The organism is Acetobacter senegalensis (genome assembly GCF_001580995.1).
GTDB classification, from domain to species: Bacteria; Pseudomonadota; Alphaproteobacteria; order Acetobacterales; family Acetobacteraceae; genus Acetobacter; species Acetobacter senegalensis.
In genome coordinates this window covers 78,401-94,634 of the sequence record NZ_LHZU01000143.1, presented here as the reverse complement: position 1 = coordinate 94,634, position 16,234 = coordinate 78,401, and the positions used below count along the sequence as shown (strand labels likewise).

12 protein-coding genes are annotated in these 16,234 nt (G+C 59.0%); 6 read left to right on the top strand and 6 right to left on the bottom strand.

Annotated elements, in window-relative coordinates; genetic code table 11:
- Positions 1 to 76: 76 nt before the first annotated feature.
- The 6 genes from AD948_RS14025 to carA all read right to left on the bottom strand — a co-directional run bounded on the left by AD948_RS14025 (position 77) and on the right by carA (position 10,088).
- Positions 77 to 1,585, bottom strand: coding sequence for a murein hydrolase activator EnvC family protein (locus AD948_RS14025; protein WP_061472441.1), 1,509 nt, complete (start codon positions 1,583 to 1,585; stop codon positions 77 to 79).
- The gene (gene gpmI, locus AD948_RS14020; protein ID WP_061472440.1) at positions 1,586 to 3,124 is read right to left on the bottom strand and encodes a 2,3-bisphosphoglycerate-independent phosphoglycerate mutase; all 1,539 of its coding nucleotides are present in this window, start codon (positions 3,122 to 3,124) and stop codon (positions 1,586 to 1,588) included.
- A 381-nt stretch (positions 3,125 to 3,505) separates the two neighbouring features.
- Positions 3,506 to 4,702, bottom strand: a complete 1,197-nt coding sequence (locus AD948_RS14010) for a threonine ammonia-lyase (protein WP_035377740.1) — start codon at positions 4,700 to 4,702, stop codon at positions 3,506 to 3,508.
- A gap of 1 nt (position 4,703) precedes the next feature.
- Positions 4,704 to 5,177, bottom strand: a complete 474-nt coding sequence (gene greA / locus AD948_RS14005) for a transcription elongation factor GreA (RefSeq protein ID WP_039903066.1) — start codon at positions 5,175 to 5,177, stop codon at positions 4,704 to 4,706.
- Between the two features lie 142 nt (positions 5,178 to 5,319).
- Positions 5,320 to 8,574, bottom strand: coding sequence for a carbamoyl-phosphate synthase large subunit (gene carB, locus AD948_RS14000; RefSeq protein ID WP_061472438.1), 3,255 nt, complete (start codon positions 8,572 to 8,574; stop codon positions 5,320 to 5,322).
- A gap of 107 nt (positions 8,575 to 8,681) precedes the next feature.
- On the bottom strand, positions 8,682 to 10,088 hold the full coding sequence (gene carA, locus AD948_RS13995; protein WP_006557014.1) for a glutamine-hydrolyzing carbamoyl-phosphate synthase small subunit: 1,407 nt from the start codon (positions 10,086 to 10,088) through the stop codon (positions 8,682 to 8,684).
- Between the two features lie 180 nt (positions 10,089 to 10,268).
- Here carA and AD948_RS13990 point away from each other — a divergent pair, with 180 nt between their 5' ends.
- The 6 genes from AD948_RS13990 (at position 10,269) to rpsR (ending at position 16,225) form a co-directional block, all read left to right on the top strand.
- Positions 10,269 to 10,724, top strand: coding sequence for a GatB/YqeY domain-containing protein (locus AD948_RS13990; protein WP_061472437.1), 456 nt, complete (start codon positions 10,269 to 10,271; stop codon positions 10,722 to 10,724).
- Positions 10,725 to 10,786: 62 nt separating this feature from the next.
- Entirely contained in the window at positions 10,787 to 12,619 is a 1,833-nt protein-coding gene (gene dnaG, locus AD948_RS13985; protein WP_058986903.1) for a DNA primase, read from the top strand.
- Positions 12,620 to 12,768: 149 nt separating this feature from the next.
- Positions 12,769 to 14,739: an RNA polymerase sigma factor RpoD gene (gene rpoD / locus AD948_RS13980; RefSeq protein ID WP_061472436.1), complete on the top strand. Its 1,971-nt coding sequence runs from the start codon at positions 12,769 to 12,771 to the stop codon at positions 14,737 to 14,739.
- Complete coding sequence (locus AD948_RS13975) at positions 14,729 to 15,313, top strand: GNAT family N-acetyltransferase (protein WP_061472435.1); 585 nt, start codon at positions 14,729 to 14,731, stop codon at positions 15,311 to 15,313. The genes rpoD and AD948_RS13975 overlap by 11 nt, the downstream gene beginning before the upstream one ends.
- A gap of 156 nt (positions 15,314 to 15,469) precedes the next feature.
- On the top strand, positions 15,470 to 15,943 hold the full coding sequence (gene rpsF, locus AD948_RS13970; RefSeq protein ID WP_006557019.1) for a 30S ribosomal protein S6: 474 nt from the start codon (positions 15,470 to 15,472) through the stop codon (positions 15,941 to 15,943).
- A gap of 6 nt (positions 15,944 to 15,949) precedes the next feature.
- Positions 15,950 to 16,225: a 30S ribosomal protein S18 gene (gene rpsR, locus AD948_RS13965; RefSeq protein ID WP_006557020.1), complete on the top strand. Its 276-nt coding sequence runs from the start codon at positions 15,950 to 15,952 to the stop codon at positions 16,223 to 16,225.
- The last annotated feature ends 9 nt before the right edge of the window (positions 16,226 to 16,234 follow it).

The window sequence follows — 16,234 nt, the reverse complement described above, 5'->3', positions numbered from 1 at the left end:
TGCCTCTTGCCACCACTCTGCGGCAACGGAGAGTAGCGGCTTCTGCCGCTCAGGAAAACTGCCTGTCCGCTTTTCCTTACAGGAATGGCGCAGGGTTGACAGCCTTCTGACCATGGCGAAGCTGAATAAACAGGGTGCCGGAGCCCCCCATATGCCCAACGGGTGCGCCTTTTGTGAGGCTTTGCCCGGTTTCAACATCCAGTCCACCCAATCCGGCCATGACAAAACGGTAATGCTGCCCGCAGTTGAGGATGATCATCTGGCCATAAGTTCTGAACGGGCCTGCAAAATCAACGCGCCCCGAACAGGGGGTGCGTACGCTGGCACCCGGCGGGGTGCGGTAGGTCACACCCGTTGCCGGACCAGATTCGGTGGCGGAACCCCATGTTGTCACCAGTGCGCCCGCCACGGGGCGCGTGCCGCCACCCGTTTGCGCACGCTCACTCAGGCCCGGGCCTGCTGATGTCTGAATAGCCTGCATCTTCCGGCGTGCCGCATCGGCCTGCTCCTGCGCACGGCGGCGGGCGGCCTCATCCTTTGCTGCCTGATGGGCGCGCTCGGCTGCGGCAATTTCCTTTTGCAGGGCGGCTTCCGCATTGGCTTGCAGCGCATCCAGACGGGAGACGGCATCCTGAAGGGTGGAGGCCTTTTTTGTGGCATCTTCCAACCGTTGAGAGGCTGCGCGGGCGGCGGCGTTGGCCTGCCGCTGGGCATCACGCGCTTTGAGGGCCTGCTGCTTTACCGTGTCACGCTGCCGGGTCTGAGTCTGTTGCAGGGTGGCAAGCTGGGTAAGGTGGGTTGAGAGTTCGGTATCAAGGGCTGTCAGCTTTTCCTGTCTGGCCCGCATATCCTCGGCCTGATGCTCCAACTCGCGTGAAAGGCCACGCAGAACCAGAAACCCTGTTACGGCTTCACCTTGAGGCACGGGGGCAGCCAGAAGGGTATCTGAGGGGTAAAGGGACAGGCGTTCGGCCAACGGAAGCACGGGGGAGAGCGCTTTTGCATCTTCCTCCAACGCGGCATGCAGGCTGGTCTGTTCTTTCCGGATATCCGCAATACGGGAATCGAGATCAGCAATCTGCTGTTCCGTGGTTTGCAACTGCGTGGTGGCGCTAACGGTCGCGGCGGAAAGCGCGGTGGCTTTGGCGGCACTTTGTACGGCCAGCGCCTGAGCCGCGGCATTCCGTGCGCGGGAGGCTTCCACCGCCGCAGCTTGTGCCGCTTTTTGCCGGTTTATGGCATCCCGTTGGGCCTGCGTGGTTTGCAGTGCCTGCCGCGCCTGCTGCACAGATTGCTCGGCCTGCTGTTCTGCTTTTGTCGTTGGACTACTGCTGCCGGAGGCTTTGGAGTTTCTGGTGTGGCTGCGTGAGGACGCGGTGTGATGGTGGCTGGCAGAGGACTGACTGCTTGCATGCCCAGCGCTATGGCTGCTTTTGGCTGCTCTGGTTTTTTGCGAAGCGGCTAGCGTCGTGCTGGGGGACATTCCAGCCCCTATAGTCAGAAGCACGGCGGCAAGGCCACACACTCCCCCCGCCAGAAGGCGGCGCTGGGCAGAGGGGGGAGAGGGTGGCAGCGTAAAGAGCATTCAGTCCGTTAACAGGGATACGCCGGTCATGTCATCCGGTTTGGGCAGGCCCATCATATCCAGCAGGGTTGGGGCCAGATCTGCCAGCCTGCCATCTTTCAGTTTTCGCTCGCCTACATTGAAGGCCACCAGCGGAACAACATTAAGTGTGTGGGCCGTGTGAGGCACCCCGGTATCCGGGTCTCTCATGGTTTCGCAGTTGCCATGATCCGCTGTAACCAGCAATGCACCATTCTGCTTTTTCAAAGCCTCCAGAATACGGCCTACGCCCGTATCAACCGTCTCAACCGCTTTGATGGCTGCTTTCAGAACCCCCGTATGTCCCACCATGTCCGGATTGGCGAAGTTCAGCACAATCAGATCATACGTGCCGCTTTCAATGGCATGCACGGCTTTATCCGTCAGTTCCGGCGCGGACATTTCGGGCTGGAGATCATAGGTGGCGACTTTGGGGGAAGGGACCATGATACGGTCTTCTCCCTCAAACAGCGTTTCCCGACCGCCATTCAGAAAATAGGTGACATGCGGGTATTTTTCGGTCTCCGCCATGCGCAACTGTTTCCGGCCTGCGCGGGAAACAACTTCACCCAGAATATTGGTGAGTGTTTCCGGCGGGAACAGGATGGAAATACGTTCCACCAACGTATCGCTGTAATGGGTCATACCCAGTACGGCCGCGAAGGAAACCACCTTATGGCGTGCAAAGCCGTCAAAATCAGGCTCCACCAGCGCATCAAGAAGTTGCCGGATACGGTCTGCACGGAAATTGAAGGAGAGAATAGCATCTCCATCCTTCATGCCGGTGTAGCCTTCAAGCACCGTGGGGAGAATGAATTCATCCGTGGTATTGGCCTTGTAGGCGTCTGCAATCACGTCCTGCGTGGTTGCTGCTTTCGGCCCTTCGGCAGTGACAATGGCGTTGTAGGCTTTTTCAACCCGTTCCCAACGCTTGTCGCGGTCCATGGCGTAATACCGGCCGCTCACAGTTGCGAGGGTGACACCTTCGGGTAGCTCAGCCTGCAACTTTTCCAGATACCCCTGAGCGGATTGCGGTGGTGTGTCTCGCCCGTCTGTAAAGACATGAAACGCGACGGGAATGCCCGCTTCCGCCACAATACGGGCGAGTGAAACTGCATGATCCTGATGCGCATGCACCCCACCGGGGGAGACAAGGCCCATCAGATGACAGGTGCCTCCGGTTTTTTTCAGCGTAGCAAGAAAAGCCTGCATCACAGGGCTACGGGCAACAGACCCGTCCCGCAGGGCGGTAAAGATCCGGGGCAGTTCCTGCATGACCACGCGACCGGCCCCGATATTCAGATGCCCGACTTCCGAATTACCCATCTGGCCTTCCGGCAGGCCCACATCCTCGCCGCAGGTGCGCAGAAAGCTGCGTGGCGCATTGGCCCAAAGCGCATCAAAAACGGGCGTGTTGGCAAGCTGGACTGCGTTATCTGAGGAGTCTTCTCTCCAGCCGAACCCATCAAGAATAACCAGCATGACGGGACGTTTGTGCTGCTGCGGCGCGGAGGTGCTCATGGGGGCATGCCTTCTTATGTTTTTGTTGGAAAGATCATGCCACCAAATGCCTTTTTTCACAAAGGGGACAGACGTTTTCTTCCTGGAAAGCGCACGCGGCTTCTTGTAGCGGATTTTCAGGACAACCTGACGCAAGCGATGTTTCAGGCCGAGATGGGGCGTGACAATACCGGTTCAGAGTGCCGTGGAGGGTCTCCGGCGAAAAATTCTGCTCGTGAGGAAATTCTTTTCGTCAGGACAACCTATGTCAGGATACATCCTCAAAAGCAGCGTGCCACACTTTAATGGGGACGCGCCTTATGCGGAGAGTGAGAAGGACGAAAGAAGGGTGTGTTGAGAAAAAGACGGGGAGGCAGCGTGCCTCACCCGTCGGAAAGTGTCTTAGGCGCGGCGCACAATATAGGAGTGGCCGAGCGCTTTGGTAATCAGTGCGGCGTGTTCGGGGTCGCGCGCTTCAATCATGACTTCCAGTTCTGCTGCCTGAACGGAGGGAGCCGCAAACAGGCGCTGGTGAGACACTTCTATTATGTTGCCACCGGCTTCCCCAATGGTCTTGGAAATATCGGCCAGAACGCCAGGACGGTCTGGAATTTCCATGATCAGACGGAGAATGCGCCCATCGCGCAGCATGGCGCGCAGAAGGGTGTTGGCCAGAATACGGCTATCAATGTTGCCGCCAGAAATAGGCAGCGCCACCTTTTTACCCCGGAACACGTCCGGGTAAGTCAGCACCGCCGCCAGTGCCGCAGCACCAGCACCTTCACTGATCTGCTTTGCCCCTTCTGCCAGCAGAGTGATGGCGGTCTCTACCGCACATTCGGGCACGACCAGAACTTTGGAGACCAGCTTGCGGATGACTTCATCCGGCGCTTTGCCAATCTGCAGAACCGCAATGCCTTCTGCAATGGTCGAGCCGCCATTGGGATGGGTCGCAGGGCCGGGGAAGGCTGAGAGGGAATCATACCCTTCCACTTCCACACCAATCAGTTCCATGTCCGGGCGCATGGCGCGCGTGGCGACAGCACACCCGCTGAGCAGACCGCCGCCGCCAATGGGGGCGACCAGCATATCCAGCGGACCGGCATCTTCCAGCAGTTCCAGCGCGCATGTGCCCTGGCCTGCCATAATGGCAGGATCATCATACGGATGGATGAAGGTGCGGCCTTCCCGTGCCTGAAGATCCTGCGCGAACAGCAGGGCTTCTGCAAAGCTTTCGCCTTCCAGAACCACGCGGGCGCCCCAGTTGCGGGTACGCACCACCTTACCGGCAGGCGTGAATTTGGGCATGACGATTACGGCATCAATACCCAGCAGGCTGGCATGGCGTGCCACGCCCTGCGCATGGTTGCCGGCCGAAACGGCAATCACCCCGCGCTGGCGTTCTTCAGGTGTCAGCAGGGCCAGCTTGTTGGCGGCCCCCCGTTCCTTGAAGGAGCCAACGGCCTGAAGGTTTTCAAGCTTCAGGGTAATGTCCGCGCCCGTGGCCTTGGACAGCGCGTGAGAGGAAATCGTGGGCGTGCGGAGAACATTGCCCTTGATTCGCCCCGCCGCTGCGGTGACGTCCTCAAACGAGATCATGTCAGATGAATTTCACGGAAAGGATTTCATACGTCCGGTCACCGCCCGGAGCAGGCACGGAAATGCTGTCTCCTTCATGCTTGCCAATCAGAGCCTTGGCCAGCGGGGAGGAAATGGACAGCAGGTTCTGTTTGATGTCGGCTTCATACACGCCAACAATCTGGTAAGTGGCTTCCTTGTCCGTGTCTTCATCAACCACGGTTACGGTTGCGCCAAACTTCACCTGATCGCCAGAAAGGCTGGTGGGGTCGATCACCTCGGCAGTGGAGACAATTTCTTCCAGCTCAAGGATACGGCCTTCGGTAAAAGACTGCCGTTCACGGGCTGCATGATATTCCGCGTTTTCGGACAGATCCCCATGGCTTCGGGCTTCCGCAATGGCGCGGATAATGGCCGGACGTTCCTCGGACTTGAGCCTGCGGAGTTCGTCTTCAAGACGCTTCAAGCCTTTGCCCGTCATTGGAGTTTTCTGCAAGGCGTATCCCCAAAGTGATTTTGCCAGCACACTGGCTGGCATTAAAGTGACACAGATAAGCGGGCACGCACCGCGCCGCTAAAAAAGCGGGCAGCCACCCGTCCGGAACAGCCGGGCAGGCTGTAACGCCTGCCCGTTCTGATCAGAATGTTCCGCTAAAGTATGACTGAAGTGGCGCAACATCAAGCGGTCCTTCCCGCATTGCCGCAATCGCATGGATTGCAGCGCGGGCTCCGGCCATGGTTGTGTAGTGCGGAATGCCCAACACCAGAGCTGAACGGCGGATGTCAAAACTGTCCGCTACAGACTGTGCGCCCTGTGCCGTGTTGATCACCATCTGCACCTCACCGGATCGAATGGCGTCCACACAATGCGGGCGGCCTTCCAGCACCTTGTTCACCACGGAAACCTCTATCCCGGCATCCCGCAGCTTTTTGGCTGTGCCGCGTGTGGCCAGAATTTTCAGGCCCATCTTGGCAAGCTGGCGGCCCAGTGCAGGCAGGTGTGGCTTGTCGCTTTCCCGCACGGAGAGGAACACCGTGCCTTCAGTCGGCAGGCGCACGCCAGCCCCAAGTTGGGATTTGGCAAAGGCCCGTTCAAAGGACGTATCAAGCCCCATGACTTCACCCGTGGAGCGCATTTCCGGGCCAAGGATGGTGTCCACTTCCGCAAAGCGGTTGAAGGGGAACACGGCTTCCTTCACTGCCACGTGGGGCGTGACGGCACGATCATCCAGATTGAAGGCGGTCAGCTTTTCACCAGCCATCACGCGGGCACCAATCTTGGCGACCGGAACGCCGGTGGCCTTGGCCACAAACGGGACCGTGCGGGAAGCACGAGGATTGACCTCCAGCACGAAGATTTCCTGATCCTTGATGGCGTATTGCACGTTCATCAGGCCCACAATACCCAACTCGCGCGCCATGGCTTCGGTCTGGGCCTTCAGTTCCGTCACAATGGCGGGGGAGAGCGTGTAGGGCGGCAGGGCGCAGGCGCTGTCACCCGAATGGATGCCCGCTTCCTCAATGTGCTCCATAACACCGGCCACATACACTTCCTCGCCATCGGAAATGCAGTCCACATCGGCTTCAATTGCTTCGTTCAGGTAGCGGTCAATCAGCACGGGGCCGGAGGCAATTTCGTGCCCGGCCAGTTGCAGGGCCACACGCATGTAGCGTTGCAGGGAGGCGCGGTCATACACGATTTCCATGGCGCGGCCGCCCAGCACGTAGGACGGGCGAACAACCACGGGGTAGCCAATCCGTTCCGCCACATCTTCCGCTTCCTGCGGGGAGCGGGCAATGCCGTTGGCGGGCTGGCGCAGGCCAAGCGTGTGCAGCATGGTCTGGAAGCGTTCGCGGTCTTCCGCACGGTCAATGGCGTCTGCCGGGGTGCCCAGCAGCGGAATGCCAGCCTTTTCAAGCGCATGAGACAGTTTGAGCGGAGTCTGCCCGCCATACTGCACAATGCAGCCTTTGATTTTGCCTTTCTGCTGTTCACACCGGATGAGGGCGATCACATCTTCCGCCGTCAGGGGCTCGAAATACAGGCGGTCAGACGTATCATAATCGGTGGAGACGGTTTCCGGGTTGCAGTTGACCATAATGGTCTCAAACCCGGCTTCACGCAGCGCATAGGCTGCATGCACACAGCAGTAATCGAACTCGATCCCTTGCCCGATGCGGTTGGGGCCACCGCCCAGAATGATAATCTTTTCACGGTCCGTCGGGTCGGACTCGCACACCCGCGGCGCAAACATGCCTTCATAGGTGGAATACATATATGGCGTGCTGGAAGCGAACTCGCCCGCGCAGGTATCAATGCGTTTGTAAACGGGGGTTACGCCTGCTTCCGTGCGGAGTTCGGCCACTTCGTCTGCCTGCACACCGGAGAGGCGGGCAAGCTGCACATCCGAAAAGCCAAGTGCTTTCAGGCGGCGCAGGCTCTGGGCGTCACGCGGCAGACCATGGTTTTCTACCTGCCGTTCTGCATGAACGATCGTTTCAAGCTGACGCAGGAACCACGGTTCAAAGCGGCAGGCTTCATTGATCTCTTCAACGGACAGGCCAGCACGCAGCGCCTGAGCCGCCATAAGGATGCGTTCCGGGCGCGGCTGGGAAAGGGCAGCGCGGAAGGCATCCACGCCGCCATCGCCGGGTACGTCCACAGGGTCCAGTCCATGCAGGCCGGTTTCCATGGACCGCAGGCCCTTCTGCAAGGCTTCCGGGAAGGAGCGGCCAATGGCCATGGCTTCCCCCACGGATTTCATGGAGGTGGAGAGCAGGGCAGGTGCACCGGGGAATTTTTCAAACGTGAAGCGGGGGATCTTCACCACAACGTAGTCAATGGTCGGCTCGAAGGAGGCCGGGGTGGTTGTGGTGATGTCGTTCTTCAGTTCGTCCAGCGTGTAGCCCACAGCCAGCTTGGCCGCGATCTTGGCGATCGGGAAGCCGGTGGCCTTGGAGGCCAGTGCGGAGGAGCGGGACACACGGGGGTTCATTTCAATCACCACCATGCGGCCATCTGCCGGGTTCACGCCGAACTGCACGTTCGAGCCCCCGGTTTCCACGCCAATGGCGCGCAGGCACGCAAGGGACGCATCACGCATGCGCTGATATTCCTTGTCGGTCAGCGTCAGTGCGGGAGCCACGGTGATGGAGTCACCCGTATGGATGCCCATGGGGTCAATGTTTTCAATAGAGCAGACGATAATGCAGTTGTCCGCCTTATCGCGCACAACTTCCATTTCGTATTCTTTCCAGCCCAGAAGGGATTCTTCAATCAGCACTTCCGTGGTGGGGGAGGCATCCAGACCGGAGGCCACAATCTGCTCAAATTCCTCACGGTTGTAAGCAATGCCGCCGCCAGAACCGCCCATGGTAAAGGAGGGGCGGATAATGGTGGGGAAGCCGATGTTTTTCAGCGCTTCCCGTGCTTCATCCATGGTGTGGGCAATGAAGCTGCGCGGGCTTTCAATGCCAATGGCATCCATGGCTTCACGGAATTTCTGACGGTCTTCCGCGCGGTCGATTACTTCCGCATCGGCGCCAATCAGTTCCACGCCATGTTTTTTCAGGAAGCCGGAGGCATCCAGTGCCATGGCGGTGTTCAGCGCGGTCTGGCCACCCATGGTGGGCAGCACGGCATCCGGTTTTTCCTTCAGGATGATGCGTTCAACACACTCTGGGGTGATGGGCTCCACATAGGTGGCGTCCGCCAGACCGGGGTCGGTCATGATGGTGGCGGGGTTGGAGTTGACCAGAATGACCCGGTAGCCTTCTTCCCGCAGGGCCTTACAGGCCTGTGCGCCGGAATAGTCGAACTCGCAGGCCTGCCCGATCACGATGGGACCAGCGCCAATAATGAGGATGGAGCGAATATCTGTCCGTTTGGGCATGATGCGTTCAGTCCTGACAGGCAGCCCGCAGGGGGCTGAAAAAGCGGGAAAAAGAAGGATGGATGCGGGGCGTTGCCGTGCTGAGGCGCACGGCGGGCCGGGGCAGATCAGTTCTTGCTGGCATGAGCATCAATCAGCGCCACAAAGCGTTCAAACAGGTAATAACTGTCAGACGGGCCGGGGCTGGCTTCCGGGTGATACTGCACGGAGAAGGCGGCATAGCGGTCCGAGGCCAGACCTTCGTTGGAGCCATCGAACAGGCTGACATGCGTGACGTGCGCATCGGCGGGCAGGCTGTCCGCATCCACGGCAAAGCCATGGTTCTGGCTGGTAATTTCCACGCGACCGGTTGAGAGGTCCTTCACCGGCTGGTTTGCCCCACGGTGGCCACGGGCCAGCTTGTAGGTCTTGCCGCCGAGCGCCTGCGCCAGAAGCTGGTGACCAAGGCAGATGCCAAACAGCGGGATACCGGCGTCAAGCACATCCTTGATGGCAGGCACGGCGTAGCTGGCGGTGGCTGCCGGATCACCCGGACCATTGGAGAGGAAAACGCCTTCAGGTTTCAGGTCCAGAATTTCTTTCGCCGTGGTGGTGGCTGGCACAACGGTGACGTCACATCCGGCGGCGACAAGGCAGCGCAGGATGTTGCGCTTGGCACCGTAATCAACGGCTACAACCTTGCGGCGCTTGCCGGATACCGCGCGAGTGCCTGCGGGCCATTCCCACACGCTTTTGTCCCAGGTGTAGGGGGCTTTGCAGGTGACTTCCTTTGCCAGATCCATGCCTTCCAGGCCGGGCCACGCCTTGGTGGCGGCCTGAAGGGCATCCAGATCGAACTTGCCGTTTTCAGGGTAGAACAGGGCGGCGCTCTGCGCACCCTTGTCACGGATTTTCAGGGTGAGGGAGCGTGTATCCACGCCCGCAATGCCGGGCACGTTGCGTTTTTTCAGCCACGCATCAAGGCTGGCTGTGGACCGCCAGTTTGCGGGTTCGGTCACATCTTCCTTGACCACAAGCCCACGGGCGGCCACCTGATCAGCCTCGTCATCTTCCACATTGGTGCCCACATTGCCGATATGCGGGAAGGTGAAGGTAATGATCTGCCCGGCAAAAGAAGGGTCTGTGAGCGTTTCCTGATAACCCGTCATGCCGGTGGAGAAGCAGATTTCCCCGATGCTGGGCTGCTGGGTGAAGGCGCCAAAGCCCTTGCCCCACAAAATGGTTCCATCTGCAAGAACAAGGGCGGCTGTTGCGCCATCCGGGCGGGCATCGGGCATGGATGATCCTGTTGTGCTGCCTCCCGTAGGGGAGGATTTGTCCTGAAGCGTGGGGTCTGCGGGCTGGAGATCAGCCAAAGAAAGGCCGGTGGCCTGTGCAATGACAGGCCAGTGACGGGAGGGGATGGCCTGCGCCTGCCGCCATTTGCGAATGGCTTCCGTGCCAACGCCGGTAAGCCGGGCTGTTGCTTCGGGGCCGCCTAATCGGGCAATTATGGTATCGATTGACATGGGCATGGCTTACGTTGTTCCTCCCGTGGCGTCCCTTCTAGCAGTCCGTGAGAGAGGTGGGAAGAAATTTCCCACATGCCGGATTGGGTTTGGTGGGTGAGTGGGAAATTTCTTCCCACAGGATGACTGTCCGTCACGCGTCCTCAGGGAACCGTGCGCGGCATGATAAAGGAAGTATGAGGGATCATGTCTTTACGTGAACGCCTGATGGCTGATCTGAAAACGGCAATGAAGGCCGGAGAAAGCGCGCGTGTGGCTGCTATCCGCATGATCACCGCCAAACTGAAGGATGTGGAAATTGCTGGCCGCGCCAAAGGGGCGGAAGGCCTGAATGAGGATGAAGCCATTTCCGCCCTGCGCGGCATGGTGAAGTCCCGCACCGAATCCGCCACCATGTATCGCGATGCCGGGCGACCGGAACTGGCCGAGAAGGAAGAAGGTGAAATTGCCGTTATCCGTTCCTATCTGCCTGCCGAGATGGATGATGCCACACTTGAATCTGCCGTGAAGGAGGCTATTGCCGCAACCGGGGCCGCAGCCATGAAAGACATGGGCAAGGTGATGGGGGCGCTGAAAGCCAAATTTGGTGCGGGGCTGGATATGGGCCGCGCTAATGCAGTGGTGAAGGCGCACCTGAGCTAACGGGAGCAGGTAGGGATACGGGGCGCGCAGCGTGACTCAACAGGCAGGGGGGCTGGCATAATATGGCGATCGAGCCGGGCTTTCTGGACGAACTGCGTGCGCGTACCCCTCTGACATCCGTTATCGGGCGGCGGGTCAAACTTGTTCGCTCCGGCAAGAACTGGAAGGGCTGCTGCCCCTTCCATGGTGAAAAAACGCCATCGTTCTATGTGTATGATGATCACTTCCACTGCTTTGGCTGTGGCGTGCATGGAGATGTGATCTCCTTTGTCATGCAGATGGAGGGCAAGAACTTTCCCGAAGCGGTTGAGGAGCTTGCGACCTCGGCCGGGATGGAAGTGCCCAAAGATACCCGCCGTTCTCACGAGGAGGTGGCGCGCAGCCAGTCTCTGGAAGATGTGCTGGCGCAGACGCAGGCGATCTGGTCCAGCGCATTATATGCTCCTGCGGGCAAGGCTGGGCTGGATTATCTGCTGGGGCGCGGCCTGACTCGCCAGACCATTGAGGATTTCGGGCTGGGCTGGGCAGGTGATGGTCGTGGCGGCCTGAGTGCGGCGCTGGCGGCCAAAAACATCACCCCCCAGATGATGGCGGAAGCCGGCCTGATGCGGCTGGATGATGAGGGACGACCAAAGGGCGAACTGTTCTGGGGGCGGGTGACCTTTCCTATCCGGGACAGGAAGGGGCGGCTTGTTTCCTTCGGGGGGCGTATTCTTGGCGATGGTCAGCCCAAATATCTGAATGGGCCGGAAACAGCCCTGTTTTCCAAGCGGCGTCTGCTGTTTGGTCTGGACAAGGCGCGGGCCGCCGTCAGGGCGCCTCATCCCAAAGGCACACCTCCCACTGATCTGATTGTGGTGGAAGGGTATATGGACGTGATCGGCCTCCATCAGGCCGGATTCAGGGGAGCCGTCGCGCCGTTGGGAACCGCCCTGACCCCCGAACAGTTAGAGGTTTTATGGCAGGTCGATCGGGCACCCATCCTGTGTTTTGATGGGGATGCAGCGGGGCGGCGCGCAGCAGCGCGCGCAGCTGAGGTGGCGCTGCCTTTGCTGAAAGCCGATCACACCCTCCGGGTATGTCTGTTGCCAGAGGGGGAAGACCCGGACAGTCTGGTGCGTAGCCGGGGCCAGCAGGTGGTGGGGGAAATGTTCGCCACGGCCGCGCCTCTGGCGGATGTGTTGTTTGATCTTCTTGCCGGGGGTATCAGCAACCCGGGGCCGGAAGAGCGGGCGGCTCTGCGCCACAAATTGGTTGAGGCGGCTGGCCTTATACCGGACAAGGCTCTGGCGTCCGAATACCGTTCGACTCTGCTGGACCGTTTTTTCGAGACGTTCCGGCGCAGGAAGGGGAAGGGTGGAGGCGGGGCATTTACCCCGGCGGCGCGGCCAAGTATCGGTGATGGCAAGCCGGTGGTGCTGGATGCCATGCAGGAACGGCAGCGTATCCTGCTGGCGTTGCTCCTCCGTTATCCGGAAGTTGTGCCGGAGGTGGAAGATGCTCTATGCCGCCTGAGTCTCCCTGATGCCTTCTCCGAGGTGCGGGGACTCCTGCTTGATCTCTCGGCCGAGGGAGCCTTGCCGGAGACAGGCGAGGCTCTTCTTTCTGCCCTTGAGGGGGAAGAGGAAGAAGAGATGGTGCAGCAGGTGTTGAGGGGAGGTCCGCTTCCGCTTTCATTCGAGGAAAAGGACTCTTCTCTGGCTGTGGCGGTGAGAACACAGTGGTGGCATTTTTACGGTTTGCTGAATTTTTCTCAATTCCAGCAGGAGGTTGAGCAGGAAGTGGCCCGCTTCTGGCAGAAGGGCGGAGATTCGGCGGAATGGAAACGATTACAGCCCCGTCTTGAGGCGCTGGCACGTCTCAAACGAGGCGAAATGGAAGAGCATGGGCTCTAGGGCGCAGGAACATTCAGGGAGTGTTCCCCTTGACTTCGGAGGCAGGATATCCCACGTCCTGCCCGCCCTGGAAAACTGAACAGTATGTATGGTGAGCTGGTCGTTCTGCATTCCTGTCAGAATGCAGGCGGGGAGGGAGCAGGTCTGGCATGGCGACAAAAACGGCATCAGGTAACGTAGCGCAGGCAGAGCAGGATGGTGACACCACCCTGCTTGATACGCAGTCTGCCGCGGTCAAGAAACTGATCGCGAAAGGGCGCGAGCACGGGTGCATCACGTTTGATGAACTGAATGCTGTCCTACCGCAGGACAAGATGTCTTCAGAGCAGATTGAAGATATCATGGCCATGCTCTCCGAAATGGGCATTCAGGTGGTGGAAAGCGAGGAAGGCGAAGACGCTGAAACCGCCAAGGCAAATACTGCCGAAGGCGAGGAAGCGGCTGAAGAAGACGCCGAAGAAACGGAAACCCCGACAGGGAACGTCAACGCCGAGAATCTGGGCCGCACGGATGATCCTGTGCGGATGTATCTGCGCGAGATGGGCACCGTTGAGCTGCTCTCCCGCGAAGGCGAAATTGCGATTGCCAAACGGATTGAGGCTGGCCGCGATGAAATGATTGGTGGGCTGTGCGAAAGCCCCCTGACGTTCCGCGCCATCATCTCCTGGCATGAGATGATCCGTAACAATGAAATGCTGCTGCGTGACATTGTGGATCTGGAAGCCATGCAGTCTGGCGGCAACCCGCCCGGCGAAGGTGAGGAAGGTTTCGAGAGCGACGACTCGGAAGAATCTGACGAGGCGGAAGCAGAAACTGAAACGGAAGGCGAAGTGGAAGGTGAGGGCAGCGGTCTTTCCCTGTCTGCGCTGGAAGAAAAACTGAAGCCCGAAATCCTCGCGCATTTCGAAGAAATTGAACCGCTTTACGAAAAACTGCGTCAGTTGCAGGTGCAGCGCATTGAAGCGTTGACCGCAGGTGAAGCTGTGGAAGACCAGTCTGAACTGGTTTATGCCCAGTTGCGCGATGAACTGGTGGGCAAGGTGGAGCAGGTTCATCTGCACAACAACCGGATTGAAGATCTGGTGATGCAGCTGAAAGAGATGTTCCGGAGCCTGAATGTTCTGGAAGGCCGTATGCTGCGTCTGGCAGAAAGCTGCCGCGTCTCCCGTGAGGACTTCCTGCTCAAGTATCGCGGCCGGGAGCTTGATCCCTCATGGATGGATATGGTCTCCGCGCTGCCGGGCAAATCCTGGAAAAACTTTGTCGCCAAGCATAGCGACACCGTGGTGGATCTGCGTAATCAGGTTGCCCAGCTTGCGCAGGATACGGGCCTGCCTATTGGCGAGTTCCGTCGCGTCTATGCAACGGTGGCCCGTGGCGAGCGTGATTCTGCGCGCGCCAAGAAGGAAATGATTGAAGCCAACCTGCGGTTGGTGATCTCCATTGCCAAGAAATACACCAATCGTGGCCTGCAGTTCCTTGACCTGATTCAGGAAGGCAATATCGGCCTGATGAAGGCGGTGGATAAATTTGAATACCGCCGTGGCTACAAGTTCTCCACCTATGCCACATGGTGGATTCGTCAGGCGATCACCCGTTCTATCGCTGATCAGGCGCGCACCATCCGTATTCCGGTGCATATGATCGAAACCATCAACAAGCTGGTGCGGACGTCCCGCCAGATGCTGCATGAGATCGGTCGGGAACCAGCGCCGGAAGAACTGGCTGAAAAGCTGGGTATGCCGCTTGAAAAAGTGCGCAAGGTGCTGAAGATCGCCAAGGAGCCGATCTCTCTTGAAACCCCGATTGGGGATGAAGAAGACAGCCATCTGGGTGACTTCATTGAGGACAAGACGGCTGTTATTCCGCTGGATGCAGCTATTCAGACCAACCTGCGTGAAGCTACAACCCGCGTTCTGGCCTCCCTTACCCCGCGTGAGGAGCGTGTGCTGCGCATGCGCTTCGGGATTGGCATGAACACGGACCACACGCTGGAAGAAGTTGGCCAGCAGTTCAACGTGACGCGTGAACGTATCCGTCAGATTGAAGCCAAGGCCCTGCGTAAACTCAAACACCCGAGCCGTAGCCGCAAGCTGCGTTCCTTCCTGGATGATAACTAAGATCAAAATTACCCCGCTTGAACCCGTAACCCGCATGAAGGTGACCGTCACCTTCATGCAGATGACCAGCCCTCCGCGTGGGGCGCCCCTTTCCCTGCCGGAGGGCTGGTTCATTGAGGACGATGTAAAGCCCACCATTGCAGAATACCGCATGCTTCAGGACCGTGTGGGGCGGGACTATTGCTGGTGGATGCGGCAGGCAGCTTCTGATGCTACCTTGGGCACATTTCTGGCGACGGCTCCTGTGCAGATCGGTCTTTTGCGCCAGGGCGAGGCCGTTCGGGGTTTTTTTGAACTCGATCTGACCAACCCTCTTGATATCAACCTTGCCTATTTCGGCCTGTTTCCTGATGCGGTCGGGCACGGGGTAGGGCGTGCCTTTCTGGATTCCGTCGTGCGGAAGGCCTGGGGGCAAGGGACGCTCACGTTGCGGGTGAATACCTGCACGGCAGACCATCCACGCGCTTTGCCGCTGTATCAACAGGCTGGTTTTGTGATTGTGCGGGCGGTGGAAGAAGTGTGGGATGTGCCGCAACGCCTTGGTCTGACCATTCCGGAAAAATTTCTGGTCTGATTTTCTTGCTATTTTGCGTGGAATGTGGTTAGCACGCCATCTTCCCTGCCGGATGCGTGGCATCGCACCGGCTATACCCGTGCTTTTGTAAAAGGAAGCGCTGCCTGCCGGAATGGTTCGGCGCAGTCGGGTTGACCTTATCCGAAGGGAGACACAATGCCGCTTTATGAAACCGTGCTGATTGCGCGGAATGATATTTCCCAGCAGCAGGTTGATGCCATTGTTGATGGCATCGTCGCTCAGATCGAAACCGACGGTGGTAGCGTTCAGAAGCGCGAATACTGGGGTCTGCGTACTCTGGCTTACCGTATCAAGAAGAACCGCAAAGGCCATTACGTGCTGCTCGGTCTGGATACGAAGTCTGAAACGCTCAAGGAAGTCGAGCGCCAGCTTTCCATCAATGAAGACATTCTGCGTCTGCTGACGCTGCGTGTTGAAGAAATTGACGAAGCACCGTCCCCGATCCTGTCCCGCAAGGGTGATGATCGTGGCGAACGCGGTGGCTTCCGTGGGCCCAAGCCCGCCGGACGCTTTGAAAGCGGCCGTGGCCGTCGTTCTTCCGAAGACCGTGAAGAATACCGCGCCCGTGATGAAAAAGCAGCCGATACGGCTGGCAACGAAGCGGAGTGATGCAGCATGTCTGACACGATGGAAATCAATCCCGCCGCCCGCCGCCCGGCTGTAGGCGCCCGTCGCCCGTTCTACCGTCGCCGCAAGTCCTGCCCGTTCTCCGGCCCGAATGCGCCGAAGATCGACTACAAGGACGTGCGTCTGCTGAGCCGTTTCCTGTCCGAACGTGGCAAGATCGTGCCCAGCCGTATTACGGCCGTTTCCGCAAAGAAGCAGCGTGAGCTGGCACAGGCTATCAAGCGTGCCCGTTTCCTGGCCCTGCTTCCCTACGTGATGAGCTGAGAGGGACGA